Origin of the sequence: Candidatus Methylomicrobium oryzae, assembly GCF_016745425.1 — a bacterium.
GTDB classification, from domain to species: domain Bacteria; phylum Pseudomonadota; class Gammaproteobacteria; order Methylococcales; family Methylomonadaceae; genus Methylomicrobium; species Methylomicrobium oryzae.
The window spans coordinates 1-17872 of record NZ_JAERVK010000005.1 but is presented as its reverse complement, the minus strand read 5'-3'; the positions used below and the strand labels follow the sequence as shown (position 1 = coordinate 17872).

9 protein-coding genes are annotated in these 17872 nt (G+C 58.1%); 2 read left to right on the top strand and 7 right to left on the bottom strand.

What is annotated here, in order from left to right; genetic code table 11:
- Positions 1-91: 91 nt before the first annotated feature.
- The 6 genes from JJL52_RS06655 to JJL52_RS06630 form a co-directional block, all read right to left on the bottom strand.
- The gene (locus JJL52_RS06655) at positions 92-5962 is read right to left on the bottom strand and encodes an alpha-2-macroglobulin (protein ID WP_202051630.1); all 5871 of its coding nucleotides are present in this window, start codon (positions 5960-5962) and stop codon (positions 92-94) included.
- A 142-nt stretch (positions 5963-6104) separates the two neighbouring features.
- Entirely contained in the window at positions 6105-7271 is a 1167-nt protein-coding gene (locus tag JJL52_RS06650) for an HlyD family secretion protein (RefSeq protein ID WP_202051629.1), read from the bottom strand.
- An 8-nt stretch (positions 7272-7279) separates the two neighbouring features.
- Positions 7280-8722 carry an efflux transporter outer membrane subunit gene (locus tag JJL52_RS06645; RefSeq protein WP_202051628.1) on the bottom strand — a complete coding sequence of 481 codons (1443 nt, stop codon included), beginning with the start codon at positions 8720-8722 and terminating at the stop codon, positions 7280-7282.
- The gene (locus tag JJL52_RS06640; protein ID WP_202051627.1) at positions 8719-10287 is read right to left on the bottom strand and encodes a DHA2 family efflux MFS transporter permease subunit; all 1569 of its coding nucleotides are present in this window, start codon (positions 10285-10287) and stop codon (positions 8719-8721) included. Before JJL52_RS06640 ends, JJL52_RS06645 begins: the two co-directional genes overlap by 4 nt.
- Positions 10288-10514: 227 nt before the next feature.
- Entirely contained in the window at positions 10515-10928 is a 414-nt protein-coding gene (locus tag JJL52_RS06635; RefSeq protein WP_202051626.1) for a hypothetical protein, read from the bottom strand.
- A gap of 26 nt (positions 10929-10954) precedes the next feature.
- Entirely contained in the window at positions 10955-11800 is an 846-nt protein-coding gene (locus JJL52_RS06630; protein ID WP_202051625.1) for a hypothetical protein, read from the bottom strand.
- 189 nt (positions 11801-11989) lie between these two features.
- Here JJL52_RS06630 and JJL52_RS06625 point away from each other — a divergent pair, with 189 nt between their 5' ends.
- Positions 11990-12850 (top strand): LysR family transcriptional regulator, encoded by an 861-nt coding sequence (locus JJL52_RS06625; protein WP_202051624.1) that lies wholly within the window; start codon positions 11990-11992, stop codon positions 12848-12850.
- 155 nt (positions 12851-13005) lie between these two features.
- Positions 13006-16521: a sensor domain-containing phosphodiesterase gene (locus tag JJL52_RS06620; RefSeq protein WP_202051623.1), complete on the top strand. Its 3516-nt coding sequence runs from the start codon at positions 13006-13008 to the stop codon at positions 16519-16521.
- A gap of 218 nt (positions 16522-16739) precedes the next feature.
- On the opposite strand, the gene JJL52_RS21280 is transcribed toward JJL52_RS06620, so the two are convergent.
- Positions 16740-17177, bottom strand: coding sequence for a hypothetical protein (locus JJL52_RS21280; RefSeq protein WP_236994106.1), 438 nt, complete (start codon positions 17175-17177; stop codon positions 16740-16742).
- Between the last annotated feature and the right edge of the window lie 695 nt (positions 17178-17872).

The window sequence follows — 17872 nt, the reverse complement described above, 5'->3', positions numbered from 1 at the left end:
TTGTAATTAAAACGGCACTATAAAAATTTTATATGCTACAAATTTAGCCTGTAACGTGTAGGATGGGTAGAGGCGCCAGCCGAAACCCATCCTACGGATCTTTCTCGTCAACACGCACAGTGCCTGACCCGGAATGTGCCCGTAAAGTCGGTAGATACATCGCCTCGGCATAAACCGGAGGCACGTTGAAAATGCCGGCGGCGGTCGCCTTCGCACGGTAGCGGTATTCCGCCATGTCCTTATTCAGCGTGCCGTAAAGAAGCACCCGGTCCTCGCGGATGTCGACATAATCGGCCGTCCAGTTGCCGCCGGTTTTCAGGCGGTCCAGCCAGCTTGGGACATTTTCTTCTCCCGCATCCTCTTCGGAATCAGCCGGTTCTTTCTCAGCCGGATTCTGCCGCACCGCTTCGAAACCGCCGGGCAAGAGATCGACAATCGCGACATTGTCGATAAAGTCGCGATCGATCGCCCGCGCGCGGATCGAAACGGTCAGTTCAGCACCCAGCGGGATTTTATCGAGCGGCTTGCCTTCGTCGTCCAGGAAACTCCGGACGATTTCAAGGCCGTTACGCACCTCCGATTTCGGCGGCTCGATATCGAAGCCCGATTCGGAAACCGCGTAATACAGCGGCATACCCCTCCCGCCTTCGAATTCGAGCGCAGCAGTTTCGAGAGGGAACGCTACGCGCGGCGCGAAATTTTGCGGAAGAGCCAGGGTCTGGCGTTGGCCTTTGCCGTCGATCGCGGTGATCGAAAGATGCTGCGCCTCTTCGGACGGCAGCGCGTCCAGGTAGGCGTCGAAAGCGAGCAGCAGATACGCCGAGGACAGCGTGTTGAAGCGGTCTTCCTGCAAGTGCCGGCCGATCGCAGAGAACAGGGAAGGCGGCAGCTTTTTGAGCCGGTCCGGGAAATGCTTCGCCAGCACATACAGGGTCTGGGATTGATAGATCAAGGGATCGTAATAGTCGTTGAACTCGAATGTGCCGGCCGAGTTTCCGAGCGACTCGGCCGGAATCTTGATCAACTCAGCAGCGACCGAAGGCTGCTGCAGCAACTGATAACTGGCCCCGAGATAGACCGCGACCAGGTCGTCCTGCCATTCTTCATCCTTGTAATTCGCGCGCAACGTTTCTTGAATCCCGGCCAATGCGGCAGTCGTGACGTTGCCCTGCCGGGTCAAGAGATACGCGGCATAGGCGCGCGTGCGCAGGCCGGTCAGGTCTTCCGCCGGGCTCGCGGACAGGTTTCGCAGGTAATCCGTCGCCTGCCGCAGCATGTCGGCGGGCACCGGAAGCCCGTTCGCGGACGCCTCCAGCAGCATGTGGGTCGCGTAGACCGAAACGAATTCGTGCGCATCGGGCGAGGCGGTCCACAAGCCGAAGCCGCCTTCGCCGTTTTGGCGGGTGCGCAGCACCGAAAGCAGTCTCGATATATCCATCTCGGCATTGGCCGGCTCAGGCTTGTCGCCGAATTCCGGGCGCTTCCGCAGCACGATTGCCGGCATCGCCTTGCTGGTCAACTGCTCGGTGCAGTAATGGCTGAAATTGTCCAGATAGGCCGTCAATCCCGGCATCGCGACCAGCGGCAACGGCGACAGTCCGGCGCTGACCTTCCGGTATTCCGGATACAGCCGGCGCAGCTCTTTCACTTCCTGTTTGCCTTTGAAGTTGCCCAACCTCAGGTTTGCCATTTTCTGCACGGCGGGGCGCAGGCTGAGATGGCTGCTCAATTTGGCCGATTTACCGCCGCTTTCCGCACTGAAGCGCAGTTCCGCATCGCCCAGGACGGCTTTGACATCTGTTGCGGCCTGCAGGATGAAGGTGGCGGCACCTTCATGGCCTTCCGCGATCGCGAGCGTCTGCTCCGCATTACCCTTGATCTGCAACTGCGGCGGCACGGCCAGCCTAACCTTGACTTCGGCTTTCGGTCCGCTGCCTTCGACGTGGTTCGCGATGCCGGTGCTGACCGTGAATTGGTCGCCCGGCGCGACCATCGACGGCACGTTCGGGGTGACGATCAGGTCGCCGCGCACCTGGGTTCTTCCGGTCATGCTGGCGATCTTCAGATCGCCGACCGCGACCGCGAAAATCTTCAGCGCGCCGTTGAAGGTGTCCGGCACGTCGTAGCTGAAGGTTTTCTCGCCGTCGATATCGGTGATGCCGGACCAATACACCGCCGGTTTGTCGCGTTTGCGCTTGAACGGGTTCAGGTAAGAGGCGGCTTCCTCTTCCTCGCCGTCGCCGCCGGGCGCGGAGAGTTGCAGCAGTTTGGTGAATTCGGGCAGGATCAGGTCGAGAATCTGCGATGTGTCGACTTCGAGCATGCGCTTCCGGAAGAAATGGCCGAGCGGATCGGGCGCCTTATAGCGCGCGACCTGCAGGATGCCCTCGTCGACCGCGAACACGGCGACCCGCGCCGGGCCGGCGCTGGTTACCTTGATCGGCAGACGTTCGCCGGGCCTAATCCGTTCCGGCGCGTCGAGCGTCAACGGCTGCGTTTGCGCATTGAGGTTGATCTTGAACGGCGCGACGCCGTACGACAGCGGGCTCATGAAAATTTCGTCGGAGCCCGGATCGCGGACGAATTGCACCGATACGTAACCGTTGCCGGCCAGTTCCTTCGGTACATCGATCGTCTGCACGGTCGACTGGGTGTCGGCTTTAAACCAGCGGCTCGCGTAGACCTTGTCGCGCTCAACCGTGATCAACCCCGCGCCGGTATAAGGCGCCCGGATATTCACGCTGATCGTCTCGCCCGGCGCGTAGCTCGGCTTGTCGAGCGTCAGCTGCAGTTCCGCATTCCGGTCCAGCGTCCGGGACACATTGCCGAGGCCGGCAACGCTGTAGGCGATTTTGGCCAGCACCGTACCTTCCGCATTCCGTACCTGGTAGACGTAATCGCCCGGCGTCTTGCTGTCGAGCGCCAGCGTATGGCCTTCCTTCGGCAGGGCCAGCGGCGCTTTGTGCAGGCTGCTTTCCTTGATTCGCGACTCGTAGCGGTAAGTGCCGTCGTCTTGACGGATCAGCACCGACAGCGCCTTGCGTTCGATCAGCTCGAGCGTCAGCTGGTCGGCGGCGGTTTTTTGCAGATTCGGATCGACCGCGATCAGTTCGACGTTGCGTTTCGCATTGCGGGCGACGAAATCGAGCGCACCGTCGGCCTTGTAGCCGACCAGATACGGCAGGTCGGAGACGACGATATCCGCTTCGGCCGCGACGCTGCGGCCGCCTTCCGCTTCGAATGCGCGCGCCAGTAAATGCAGCTTGTAGGTCGCCTTCGCGTATTTTTCCAGGTCCAGGCTGAAGGATGCATTGCCGCCCGCATCGGTCTCTACAGGATCCAGCTCTTCATCGTAGCCGTGCTCGGCGTAGTGCGGATCGTAAAATCGGTAATCCTTGTACCGGAGAAATTCCGGCAACCTGGGGCTCAAGGTCAGACTGGCCTCGACGGCCCGGTTTTCCGCCGGCGCGCCGTACAGGTTCTGCACGTTTACGGTCGCCTGCAAGTCTTTCGGATTCACCCAGCCTTCGGGAACCGGCTGCGAAAACCGGATCGCCGCCTTCATCCGGTCGGGCAGGAATTCTTCGACCTTGACCGACACCGAGCCGAGGTATTTGTCCGACTTCGCGTTCTTGACCGTGTACAGGTTGACTGTATAAGTGCCGGTCGGCGAGCTGTCGAGCGTTTCGTGCGCGAGCTCGTTGAAGCCGCCCCGGCCGAGGTTCAGCCGCGTTTTTTTGATGGCGAGGCCGCGCGGATCGAGGATTTCGGCCTCCAGCGGCAGGCCGTCGAGCGGGATGTCCCATTTTTCCGCTTTCACGATCATCCCGATATGGAACGCGTCCCCGGGGCGGTAGATGCCGCGATCCGAGAACAGATAAGCGCTGAGTTCTCCCGGATCGACCGCATTGGCCGCCCCGTCGATGTCGAAGCGCGAAAGATTCAGGTTGCGGTCGTCCCGGCCGAGCGGCAGGAAGCTCATGTCGCCGCGGTCGGAGGCCAGGTAAAAGACCGGCTCGCGTTCGCGTTCGAGTTTTGCCAGTTTCGCGAAGCGGACCTTGCCGTCCGCATCGGTTAGCCCCTTCATCAGAGTCAGCCCGTTCTTGCCGATCACCGAAACCTCAACGCCTTCCTGCGGTTCGCCGGTCCGGATCGACTGCACGAAAACGACCTGCGAGCCGTCCCGTTCGGTTTTCACGATCATCCCGAGATCGGTCACCAGCACCAGTCGCTTCTCTTCCGGCCCGTCGGTATCGTCCGTTTCCTCTTGTTCAGGCTTGTCCGGATCGTAGCTTTTTGCGGTCAGCAGGAAAATGCCGCGTTTCGGCTGCCCCTCCGCATCGACCAGATAGGTTTTCAGGTCGACCGGTTGATAATGCGGCTTGCCTTGCCCGGCCTCCGGCAGCGGCAGCTTGAGCTCGAAGCGTTCGGTCAAGTTGTCCTGCCCGAGATCGCCGCTGAATTCAGGATGCGCGAAATCGCCGGAGGTCTGGGTGACCAGATGCTGCAACTGGTCCGGCAACAGCCGGCCCAGTTCGACTTTCAAGCCCTTCAGGTCGCGGCTCATCACCGCGATTTTCTTTTCGCCGCTCAGCGTCAACAGCGATCCCTGGCCCATGATGTGCAGCTCCTTCGGAAACTCGGGCACTTGCAGAGTCCGGTAAAGCGGTTTCGGCAGCCGGTAGCCGCCGAACGAGCGCAAGTTTTTCGAAACGGCTACATACAGATAACGGCCGACATCGGCTTCGAGCCGGAACGCATGGGATGTGCCGTACTCGTTTTCGGCCGGAACCGTGTGCAGGTCGACCGGTTGGGCGGATTTCAGGATTTCCGCGCTAACCTGATCCACGGACCAGTAAGTCGGGTGATCGCGCTCCTCTTCGGGCGTCTCGGGTGCGAATTCGGGCAATTGCCGGACCTGCACCGCTTTGACGATTTCCTGTTCATGAATCGGCACCGACGTAGTCACGATCAGAACCTGTTCCTGCTGGCCGGACTGGAGATTCGGCGCAACCGTAAGCTCTATATTCTCGATCATCCGTTCGTCGTAAAGGCCCGGTACGCGCGCTTCGCTGCGTAATTCGGACGCGGTTTCCGCCTCCGCGCCTTTCGCCTTGACGCCCTTGTTCAACAAAAAATTGACCTGCTGCGGATGCTGGGGAATCGCGAGCGGCCGGCTGTGAATGAAGGCGTTCAGCCCCAGTTTGTCGTAGCTGACGGTGAAAGGAATCGGCTCGGGTTTGATTTTCGGATCCTGCGCGCTGATCAGCGATATCTCGACCGCTTTTTCGAGCGAGGCGCTATCGACCGGATAACTGAAGCGGATCTGGAAAATCGCCTTCTTCAGCACCGGGTCCAGCGGGTCCTGATAAAATTCGGCTTTGTCGAGCGCGGCGGTGAAAGCCGGGCTCGCGAACGAAAATTCGTCGCGCGCCAGCCGGATTTGTTTCGCGACCAGATGTTTTTCGAAAGCGACTTCGAACGTTTGTCCGACCGGCCATTCCCGGTCGGGTTGCAGCGCCAGGCGGCGGTCGTCCAGCCACTGCCAGCGGCCTTTGACTTCCGGCTTGATCGAGACGCCTTCGCTAATGTCCTTTCCGGCCCGATCCAGCGGCGCGACCGATCCTTGGAAGGTAATTACCAAGGGATTCGGTTTGGCGTTTTTTTCCTCGATTTTCATCCGCTCGGGCGCGGCGACTGAAAAGTCGACCGACACCGGCTTGGGGCGGCTTTCCCACAGTTGATAGCCGTACCAGCTTGCCGCGCCGGCCCCTGCGGCCAGGGTTAGGGCCAGGATGCTTTGCCAGAGATGGTTTTGGAGATAGCGGATGCGGGGTTCGAGCCAGCCGCTCGATCGATGAACCCAGGCCGGCCTATCCCAGTGCCAGACGCCGAACAGGCCGCGCCAGCCGAGCAGCAAATAGCGCCATAATGAGGACAACACCGCAAACAACCTGGCCATCGATCGATTCTCCTGAGAAGACAAGGGCAACGAAGCGGCTGAGATTGTACTCTATCCGTGATTCGGGCAACAGGGATGCGATCCGGCTTTGAAGGAGAAACGGAAGTTATATTTGGAGTGTATTCATCGCTTTCAGAAGAGGTTAACGGACGTTAAACCGGTTAGCCGACACAATATCGAGGATCCGTTTCTCAACGTCATCCAGCTCGTGCTCGTAAATGCCGGTACGATAGGCCGCACTTGCGGTTTCGGTATGCGAGGCCAGCAGCGCATCGCCTTTTTCGCTGGTCCTGATCCGGGTCAGGGTCGAAAGCCCCGGCTGCAGCGGATTCTTCCGCAATTCCTCAGGATCGAGGCCGATACGGACCGGGACCCGTTCGGCGATGTGGATGAAGTTGCCGGTGGCATTGTCGGTCGGCAACAGCGCGAACGGGCTGCCGGTGCCGGGGTTGATGCCCTGTACGCGGCCGTGGTACACAAGGCGGTCGCCGTAAGCGTCGACCCGGATTTCGGCAGGCTGGCCGGGGCGGATGCCGGCGATCTGGTTTTCGAGAAAATTCGCTTCGATCCAGAGATCGTCGAGCGGCACGATCACCAGCAGCGGCGCGCCGGGCTTGATCTGGTCGCCGACCTCGGCGCGGCGTTTCGCGACATAGCCGGAAGCCGGCGCGACGATATGGCGGCGCTTATATTCCAGGTACGCCTGGCGCAGTTTGCTTTTGGCTTTTTCGACCGAAGGATGTTGGTCGATGTCGACGCCTCCTACCTCGGCTTCGATGCCCGTTTTCTCCGCTTCGGCTTCCTTGATCGCGGCTTCGAGTTCCTGGATTTTGTCCCTGGCGTTTTGCACCTGCTGTTCGGAAGCGGCGCCGTCGCGGAAGGCAGCCAGATAGCGGTCCAAATCGTGGCGGACCTGGTTCAGAGCCGCCTGCCTGGCCGCGATGCGCTGCCGCAAGGTTTGAATTCCCGCAGTCAGTTTTTCGAGACGGCGGACCGTTTCGCCAAGCTCGGCCTGCGCCTTTTCGAAATCCAGCTGCGCGCGGACGCCGTCGAGGCGCACCAGGACCTGCCCCTGGCGCACCCGCTGCGTGTTTTCGGCCAGGATTTCGACGACAGTGCCCTCGGTTTGCGCTTTCAGCGTAATCAGGTGGCCGGTCACGAAAGCGTCGTCGGTCGCGACCCATTCGCGGTTCGCAAGCCACCAGTAAACCAAATAAGCGGCGACGCTCAGCAGTAACGTCAAGGTGACGGCGGCCAGCCGGCGCTTGCGGCGCCGGAGGATTTCCCTGGGACGTATCGTTTTATGCATGGTTTCCTTTATTCAACGGCCTTATTCAGATAGCCGCCGCCCAGGACGCGGGCGAGTTGTACGGCGGTTTTGCAATAATCGCCTTCCAGGCCGGCCAGCCGGAGACGTTGTAGGGAGGCGGCCGTATCCGCTTCGATCAGACCGCGGCGGTCGCTCAGCCCGGAACGGTATGCGCTTTCCGCCAACTGCCGCGCCTTCTCCGCCGCGGCGAGCGTTTGCCGCTGCTCGTTCACCTGTTCATCGATCTTTTGCCAGCCGGCCAGCGCGTCGGCGACTTCCTGCACCGCGTGCAGTACCTGGCCGTTGTAGCGTTCGATCGCGGCGTCGTAGGCGGCCTCCCGATACTGGAGTTCGGCGCGCAGGCGTCCGCCTTCGAAAATCGGAAAGTCGATCGACGGACCGACCGCATAAGCAAGGCTCGACCCCTGCAAGATTACATCGGTCATGCTGACGCTGTGCAGCCCCGCAAAAGAGACGAGATTCACATCGGGATAAAATGCCGTTTTCGCGACATCGATCAGCTTCGCTTCGGCTTCGGCGCGCAGCCGCGCGGCCTGCACATCGGGACGATGCGCGAGAAGATGCAGCGGCAGATCGTTCGGCAAGGGCAGCAGCCGGGGCAGGATCAGGGCGGCGGCCGCGACTTGCCGTCCCCAGTCGGGCCCTTTCCCGACCAGCGCCGCAAGACGGTTTTGCAGCAGCTGGATTTCGGCTCGAATCCCCGCCTCCTGTTGCTTCGCATCGTTGAGGTCCATTTTCGCTTTCAACAACGGCGCAGTGGACGAAAGGCCGGTAGAGAGCCGCGATTCGGCCCATTTGAGCCATTCGCTCCGGTCGGCGGTGAGGCGTGCGGCGGCGTCGAGCCGGGCCGATGCCGAAGCCAGATCGAAATAGGCGCCGGCGACCGCGGCCGACAGCAGCAGACGGGCGTCGGCCAGTTCGATCTCAGAAGCCATCGCCTTGCCGATCGCGGCTTCCAGAGCCGCTTTGTCCTCACCCCACAAATCCAGGTGATAACGCAGCACAAACGGATTGATCAACAGTTGCCGGAAGTGTTCGCCCGCCAGTTTGGCCTGCACGCTGTTGGCGGAAAAGCGTTGGGCGCTGAAACCGATATTGGCGCTGACGGTCGGATACTGGTTGGCCGCTTCGGCATCGACCCCGGTTTGCGCCTGACGCAGCCGCGCCTCGACGGTTTTGAGGGTCGGACTGTCGGCCAGCGCGGTTTCGACCAAGCGGTCCAACGCCGGTATCGCGAAGCTTTGCCACCATTTCTCCGAGGGCCAGCGCGCGTTGGTCGGCGACTCTTGTCGAGCCGCCGCCAGCGTTTTATCGAGGCGCGGCATGGGGATTTTGCCGGCGCGCACGCCGGGTTCGGGAAGCCAGGCGCAGGATGGGGCCAGGAGCAATACGCTCAGACACACGGCAAAACGCCGCCGTAATGCGTTCATACTTCCCTCGCGAGCAGTTCCAGTGCGCGGCGCACCCACGGGAGGCGCCGCGGTTCCCGGGTCGGCTGCGCCAGCCAGACCAGCAGCGCCATCGCGGTGAAGGCACAGCCGGCGATCCAGAAAGCGTCGTTGACGCTGTGAATGGCCGCCTGCTGCTTGGCGATTTTCGCCAATTGCACCGTGGCGGCCGGTTCCGCAAGCCCGGCGCCGGTCAGGGTATCCATTGCCAGGCCGTAAGGCGGATCGAGCGGCGTCAGGGTCTCGGCCAGGCGGGTCATATGGAAAGGCGCGCGCCGGTAGAACACGACCGTTTGCAGCGAAATGCCGATCGCGCCGGCCGCGATCCGCATCAGGCCTGCCATATCGACCGCGCGGGGCTGTTGGGCCGGAGGCACGCCGTGCAGCATCAATGCGGTCAGCGGCCCGAAGAACGTGCCGAGGCAAATGCCTTCGATCAATTTAGGCCAGAACAACCGGTCGAAAGACGCGGGATCGTCGAAACGGCTCAACCAGAAGTAAACGCCCGCGAAGCCGAGCAGATTTGCGCAGGCCAGCGGGCGGGCATCAAAGCGTTTGACGACTTCATGAAAGACTCCCGCGACCGGCTTCGCGAAAATCGCCATCGGCAAAAACACCAGGCCCGCGAGGAACGAGGAATAGCCCATCGTCAGCTGCAACTGCACGATCAGAAGCGAGAGAAGGCCCTGAAAAAACAGAAAGCCGGCCGAAAGCAGCAGCACGCCGATCGTGAAATTGCGATGCGCGAATAAACGCACATCCAGAAAAGGGCGGCGGCTGCCGATTTCCCAGACGATCCAGTACAACAGGGAGGCGATGCAGATGATGATCAACGCATTCAGGTAGCCTGAGTTCGTCCAGTCCCAGTCGTTGCCCTGATTCAGCAGGGTCTGGAAGCTGCCCATCGCGACCGCCAACAGGCCGAAGCCGACCCAGTCGAAATGGCTGAAGGCGGTTTTTGCGCCGCGCCCGTACAGCAAGGCGCCGACGATGCCGGCGATCGCGAGCGAGACAGGAACATTGAACAGAAACAGCCAGCGCCAGCCCAGATGGTCCGCGATCCAGCCGCCGAGCGGAGGGCCAAACGTGAACGGCGTCAGCGTGAACAGACTCCAGACGCCAATCCCGGCCGATTTTTTGCGGTCGGGATATTCTTTCAGGACCAGCGTCTGGCCCAAAGGCAGAGTTACGCCGCCCGCGAAACCGAGTACGATCCGCGCCGCCAGATAAGGGTAAAGCGAAGCGGAAAAAGCGCATACCAGCGAGGCGAGCGCAAACACGAGAAAGGCCCAGACGAACGGCCGGCATTCGCCTTTACGCCGCGCCAGCCAGGCGCCGACAGGAAAACCGAGCGCCAGGCTGGTCATGTAGTCGGTCTGGGTCCAGGTCGCGAAGCTGGGAGGAATCGAAAGCCCGCCCGCCACGCGCGGCAGCATCGCGATATAAGCCCCCGCATTGAAAATTACGACCGCATGACCAAGGCCCAGGCACAGGTTGAACAGCGCGAAGCGCCAGCCGCGCAGCCGTTTACTATAAATGAGGCCCATGCTATGAAGATTTCCTGACGGGGATGGCGGTTGCGAAGCATGTGGTCATACGGAAAATCCGCAGCATAAGTTTTTATACATTCTCAAAAAAACAGCGAATCGATACTATGATAAAGTGAGAGCGGCACTGGCCCGCTATCGCCGGCGGCCTTAAAAGACCGGCCTGTTAACCGCCGCCGGCGCCTCTACGCATTAATTAATCAGGTACCACAATCTTTTTAGTCCCGTCAGATCAAAAGTCCCCACATCAGTATGCCCACGCCGATAGTGACGGCCGATCCCCATTTCACTAAATCCGATACCGATGCGGTATGCCAATAATCCAGCGTCTCTGCACACAACTGATGCCGTGCATCAACCCAATCGGCCTTGAATGTCGCGTACCAACCCGGCAACCGGCGGCTCAGCCTGTAGAGCAAGACCGCCGCAATCAGAAACAGCAGGTAAAAAGTGACAACCTGCGCCGTATGGCGCGATGTGTCGAACAGATGCTCGATGGCCGCATCGAAGACGTATTCGATACCTTCGAAAGCCAAATCCAGGAGCTCGAAGAACAGGTCGAGCAACGTATCGGACAGCAGATACACCAGGGTTACGATGAGCGAACCGAAACCGATCTTCTGTTTCAGCGATATACTCATAACCTTTCTCCGCAAGCCGCTTCCGGCTACGGAACGGTCAGTTCCGACAAGCGCACCGGCGTCAGGCCGATGTCCTGCATCGCTTCCGCCATCAGCCGCCCGCCGTTTTCGCGGATCAAACCCTTGAATCTTTCGCCTTGCGGATAGAGCAGTGCGGGTATTGCCGTATCACCGATCAATAGCGTTTTCTTGCTGGTCTTGGCGAGCACTTGGCCCGTGTGCGGATCGATCAATTTAAGCAAGACCTGAAGGGACGTCTGGCCTTCGAAAATACGGTAGCGGCCGATGCCGACTTCAAGCACCGCGTCGGCTGTTTGCACCCCTTCAAGGGATGCGGGCGCGTTTTGGGCGTACCATCGATCGACCGCGTCCCGCCAATGCCCGATATACGCTGTGCGCTCTCCGGCGGCGATCGGCAGGCGGGCGGCTTGAGGCTTCAGCTCTGCCGCGATATGCGCGGCCTTCAGTTGCGCTTCCGCGGCGGATGCCAGTTCACGCGTCGGCAGCCAATAACCGGCCAGGGCTGAAGCGTCGCCCTTCGCCGACAGGTCGGCGATTTCCACGCTGTCGCCTTGCCCGACCTTGCCGGCGATCAGGATACCGCCCGGACTCCGGTAAACGGCCTCCTGCGCAGTGCTAATGCCGGGCAACGGCAAAACCATATTGTATTCATGCGCGTAATTCGGCATCCGGGCTTCGAGCTGGTCGGGCAACACCTCCAGGGGGGGCGCCTCGACGGCTACTATTCTGACCGTTTTGATCGCCGAGGCTGCCGCGCCGGGCAATCTGACCGTGGGAGCCGTCTGACAGCCGGCCAGCATCAACGCCGGCAACAGCCAATACCAACCCTTTTGTACATATTTCTTGAACATCACGAACCTCCTGCCTGAGCCCTGAAAGCAGAATTTATCTCTGCGCCGAAATGGACCGCCCGACTCGGTAGCGGATGACAATGACCCAGAATAGGGCGATCACTTTTAATATCCAATATAAATTCAATTTACAAATGAAACAAATGATTTATATTTGACTTTAATATCGATAAAACAAATGGAACCACCATGGATATCGAACAGATCCGTACCTTTTTGAGCGTAGCGGCGAACGGCAGCTTTCAGGAGGCGGCCAACCGTCTCTATGTGACGCAATCGACCGTCAGCATGCGCATCCAGCGCCTGGAAGAGCATCTGCGGGTGCCTTTGTTCGTGCGCAACCGGTCCGGGGCGCATCTGACCCAGCAGGGCCGGCGGTTCCTGAAGCATGCGAAATCGATGCTGTTGACGCTGGAGCAGGCGAAACACGATATCGGTCTGCCCAGCCGCTTTCGAGCCAGCATTACCGTGGGTGCGCGCATCGCGCTGTGGGAAACAATGCTGCCGCGCTGGATCGGCGAGATTCGCGCTTCGTTGCCGGATGTGTCGCTGCGCTGTGAGATCGGATTCGAGGAAGATTTGATGCGGCGGCTGATCGAGGGCACCGTGGATATCGGGATGATGTACGCCCCGCAGCACAGCCCGGGGCTGAAAGTCGAGCATTTATTCGACGAAACGCTGGTACTGTTGACTACCCGGCCGAACGACCCCTGGCCGGGAGACGACTATATCTATGTCGATTGGGGCCCCGAGTTTTATGCTCAGCACAGCGGCTTCTATCCCGATATGGAACGTCCCGCGCAAGTGGTCAATATCGGCTGGCTCGGCATCCAATTGATTTTGTCCAACGGCGGCTCGTGTTTCCTGCCGATCCGGATGGCCGAATCCTTCGTCTGGGCAAGGCGTCTGCACCGCGTCCCCGGCAGTCCGGAGTTCAAACTGCCGTCGTATATGGTGTATCCGCTCGATACCGATTCGGCGGTACTGACGCAGGTGCTGGGCAATTTGCGCCGTCTGGCGGCGATTGAGCGGCAGGCCCGTTACAGTTGAAGCTCCCCGGCGGAACCGCTGGCGCGTTCCGCCTTAGGGGGCTTTTTTTCTGTCGCCCGCTTGCGGAGAATAATCTTTGATATTGCAGCCCAAGGTGACAAAATGGCAGTCCCAATAGCCTGTTTCAGGCAAGTATCGACAAAACTTAGTCCCGGATGCAAAGAAGATATTTAACCAGGCTTTATCAAAATCTATGGCTGAGCCTCGGGCTATTTGTTGTGCTCGCCCTCTTGTTCGGCATCTATGTTTATTCCGAAAAACAGATCGACCGTGCGTACGAGCGGCGCGATCTGGCATTCTTGTTGGCCAACGAATTGCGGCAATCTTCCGCCGATTTGACCATGAAAGTTCGCACCTATGTGGCAACGGGCAATCCTCTCTATAAGAAGCACTTTCAAGAGATTTTAGATATCCGGGACGGTAAACAGCCGCGCCCCATCGACTATAAATACATCTATTGGGATTTGGTGCTAGCCGATGACCAAAGGCCAATGCCTTCAGGCCAAGCGATTTCGTTATTGGATTTATTCCGTCAGGTCGGTTTCACCGAAGCGGAATTTGCAAAATTAGCTGAAGCAAAGCGCTCTTCCGACGAGTTAACTCAAACCGAATTCAAGGCGATGAGCCTGATCGAACCCGGCGCGTCCCTGCAGGAAAACCGCGAAACAGCCATCCGAATGCTGTTCGATGACGCCTATTTTCAGGCCAAAGCCAAGATCATGCGGCCAATTAGGGAATTCTATCAACTCGTCGATAAACGCACACTGAGCTCCATTCGTCACGCTGAAGACGTCGCCCTGTTACTTCGTTACGCGTTTATCGCATTCAGTGTGTTTTGGACTTGGACATTGTATCGCTCTTACCGTGTTTTAACCGACGTGCTGGGCGGTTCGGTCAAACAGTTGTATCAATCGATCACAAAGCTGGGTCAGGGCGAGTTTTTTGATCCCATTACCGTCAGCTCCGGTCATCGCGACAGTGTTCTGGCATGGCTTTCGGAAACCCAAAAAAATCTGGCTCGCCTGGATAATGACCGCCGGATTACGGAAGCCAATAATCAACGCCTGACACGGTTTTATGCCGTCTTGAGCCAGTGCAACCAGGCCATCGTACGCTCCACCAGTCAAGAACAACTATTTGAGGTCATTTGCCGCGATACCGTTGTTTTCGGCGGCTTGAAAATGGTCTGGATAGGGTTGATAGAGCCTAATGGGTACCAACTCAAGCCGGTTGCCAGTTACGGACTCGGAACCGAATACCTGGACGATATCGATATTACAACCGATGCATCTTTAGCGAGCGGTAGAGGACCGACGGGCACGGCGTTGCGGGAGGATAGAGCTTTTTGGTGCCACGATTTTCAAAAAGATTCCGGCACGTCCTATTGGCGCGAAAGAGCTGAACCTTATGGCTGGGGAGCATCGGCCTCTTTGCCTTTACACCGAAATGGCCGAGTGATCGGCGGGTTCACGCTCTATGGTGCGGATACAAACGCTTTTGGCGAAGAGGAACGCAAACTTCTGCTGGAACTGGCAGCCGATATTGATTTTGCATTGACCAACTTTGAACATGAGAATCAACGCAAAGCCAACGAACGGGCGTTGATGGAGTCTCATGCCCTACTGAGAACGATTATCGATACTGTCCCTGTGCGGATTTTTTGGAAAGATAAGGGTTCTTGTTATTTAGGATGCAATATCTTGTTTGCTCGGGATGCCGGTGTCCGGTCCGAACAAGACATACTCGGTAAAGATGATTTTCAATTGTGTTGGCAGGAACAAGCGGCCCTTTATCAGGTTGACGATCAAAATGTCATGGTAACCGGTAAGCCAAAACTTGGCTTTGAAGAATTACAAACCACTCCGCAAGGCCACCAAATGTGGTTGCGGACTTCAAAAGTGCCGTTACGGGATACACAACAGGTCGTTATCGGGATGATAGGCGTTTATGAAGACATCACCGCACAGAAAAAAAATGAGGAACATTTACGTTTGGCGGCGAGTGTGTTCGATCATTCGAATGAGGCTATTTTAGTGACCGATTCCGCCTGCAATATTATTGATGTGAATCGGGCTTTTACCCGCATCACAGGATACGAAAAAAATGAAGTGCTGGGGAAAAATCCGAATTTATTGCGCTCCGGCTTGCACGAAGCCGATTTTTACGCGGAAATGTGGCAATCGATTCATGTCACAGGTCAATGGACGGGGGAGATTTGGAATCGTAATAAGCAGGGCGAGCACTATGCCGAACTACTCTCGATCAATTGCGTAAAAAACGAGGCCGGGGCCGTAGAATACTATGTCGCCTTATTTTCCGATATCACGGCTATCAAGGATCATCAAAAACAACTGGAATATCTTGCCCATTATGATCCTTTGACTCATCTGCCAAACCGCGTTTTATTGACGGACAGGCTGCAGCAGGCATTGGCCCATGCCGATCGTTATGCGCATACAGTCTCTTTAATTTATATTGACTTGGACGGTTTCAAAGAAATTAACGATCGGTACGGTCACGCCTGCGGCGACCAGCTATTGGTACACATTGCCGATAGTATGAAACACGCCCTCCGGCATTGCGATACCCTGGCCAGACTCGGCGGCGACGAGTTTGTCGTGGTTTTGCCGGAGCTTAATGATATTGCCATGTGCCAAGAAATCATCGACCGGTTACTGATTGCCGCCACTAAACCCTTTTGTATCAATGGCTTGCGCTTGCGAATATCGGCAAGTATCGGCGTGGCCTGTTATCCGCAATATGACAAAATCGAACCCGACCAATTGATACGGCAAGCCGATCAGGCCATGTATCAAGCAAAATTGGCGGGTAAAAGCCGGTATTGTTTTTTTGACGCGGACCACGATCTTTTACTGCGGAAACACCATCAAAGCCTCGAACGCATCCGTCTGGCCCTGCAGAACCATGAATTTCTTCTTCACTATCAACCCAAAATCAACTTGCGCACCCATCGCGTTATCGGCGTTGAGGGCTTAATTCGATGGCTCGACCCCGAAAAAGGCATCGTCTATCCGAACGAATTCTTACCCTTCATCGGTAAACACAGTTTGCATATCGAGCTTGGCAATTGGGTGCTATATTGCGCTTTGGATCAATTAAGGCAATGGCGCAATGCGGGGATCGAACTCCCCATCAGCATCAATATAGACGGGGCGTATCTTCAGAATCCCAATTTCCTGAACGACATCCGCAACGCACTGCGTAGGTATCCGGATATTAATCCGGCCCATTTGGAACTCGAAGTCCTGGAGTCAAGCGCATTGAATGATATTGTCGGTGTATCCTCCGTCATCGAGGCCTGTAAAACCATGGGGATCAGGTTTGCTCTGGATGATTTCGGCACCGGTTATTCATCGTTGACTTACTTAAAACGCCTGCCTGTCAGAACCTTGAAAATCGACCAAAGTTTTGTCAGGGATATGCTGGAAGATCAGGATGACTTGGCCATTCTCAGCGGCGTAATAGGATTGGCCCGCGCCTTCGGACGCGAATGCATTGCGGAGGGGGTCGAAACCGACGCTCACGCTGAGAAACTGCTCGAAATGGGCTGCGAATTCGGACAAGGCTACGCTTTCGCAAAGCCCATGTCTGCAGAATCTTTGATTGAATGGTTGGATCAGCGCAGCAAGTTTATATTGAGCAGTAGTTAGCTTGGGGAAGCAATTTAGCCAATGAAGGTTGGTTTAATTTGCCTAATGGCGAACTCGGCATTTTGACGCAGGCGCGGCCTGTAGTCGGCGGGTATCCGGTTAACTGCAGTAAATGCGGCAGGCCGGAAACCGGCCTGCCGTCCCGATTAACTCAACTTAGTTCTTCCCACTCTGAACAAAGCCGGAAAAACAATTGTTCAGAGTTTCTAAAGGAAATATTACCTAACTTGATTCACCGACCAAACAATGCCTGGACTAACCCCCGTACCACCCAAGTCGAGTGGACTTACCAAACCATCGGCCTCATAAAAGAGGCCGATGACATCGCCGGCATTAAGATCAACATCTCCTTCAAGAGTCACAACGCCGCTGCTTACAATCGTCCTCAATGACAAAACAAGCACTACGTTGACATCAAATATCGGTATTTGACCAGCAACCAAATCAGTAGCCACAGGTGATGTTCTTCTGACTACAAAATATGGATTCACCCCTGCACCTAGGCTGACCGTTACTGCCGCAGTCGCAGCGTAATTGATAGTTGCTTTGATGGAGTAAGTGCCGGTAGCGGGGGCAGTATAGTTACCCGTTATCTCATCAAATCCGAAGCCATCCTCAAAATATGGACTAGCGACACTCCAACCGGTCAGTTGCATGGTGGCTGGGGTGCTCACAGGGGTGACTATGGCGGCCGAAAATCCTTCTTCTGGTGATGAAGCACCGGTAGCGCCTGTTGCGCCGGTAGGACCTGTCTCACCGGTAGCGCCTGTCTCACCGGTAGCACCTGTTGCACCGGTAGCGCCTGTCTCCCCGGTAGCACCTGTTGCACCTGTTGCGCCGGTAGCGCCTGTAGCCCCCGTAGCTCCTACGGTACCGGTAGCGCCTGTTTCACCCATGGCACCTGTTGCGCCGGCGGTACCGGTAGCGCCTGTTTCACCGGTAGCACCCGTCGCACCGGTTTCTCCTGTGGCGCCTGTTGCGCCGGTAGCGCCGGTTTCTCCTGAAGCGCCTGTTGCGCCGGTAGCGCCGGTTTCGCCGGTTTCGCCGGTTTCGCCGGTAGCGCCCGTGGCACCGGCGGCCCCGCTAGCGCCTGCCGCCCCGGTCGCGCCCGTTGGGCCGGCGGCACCTGCCGCACCGGTAGCGCCCGCAGGGCCAGCTGCACCTGTGGCGCCGGCAGGGCCAGCGGCCCCGGTAGCGCCTGCGGCCCCGGTAGCGCCCGCAGGGCCGGCAGGACCGGCTACGCCCGGAGCGCCGGCAGGACCGGCCGCACCCGTGGCGCCGGCAGGGCCGGCGGCACCCGGAGCGCCGGCGGCGCCCGTGGCGCCGGCAGGGCCTGTCGCCCCGGTGGCAC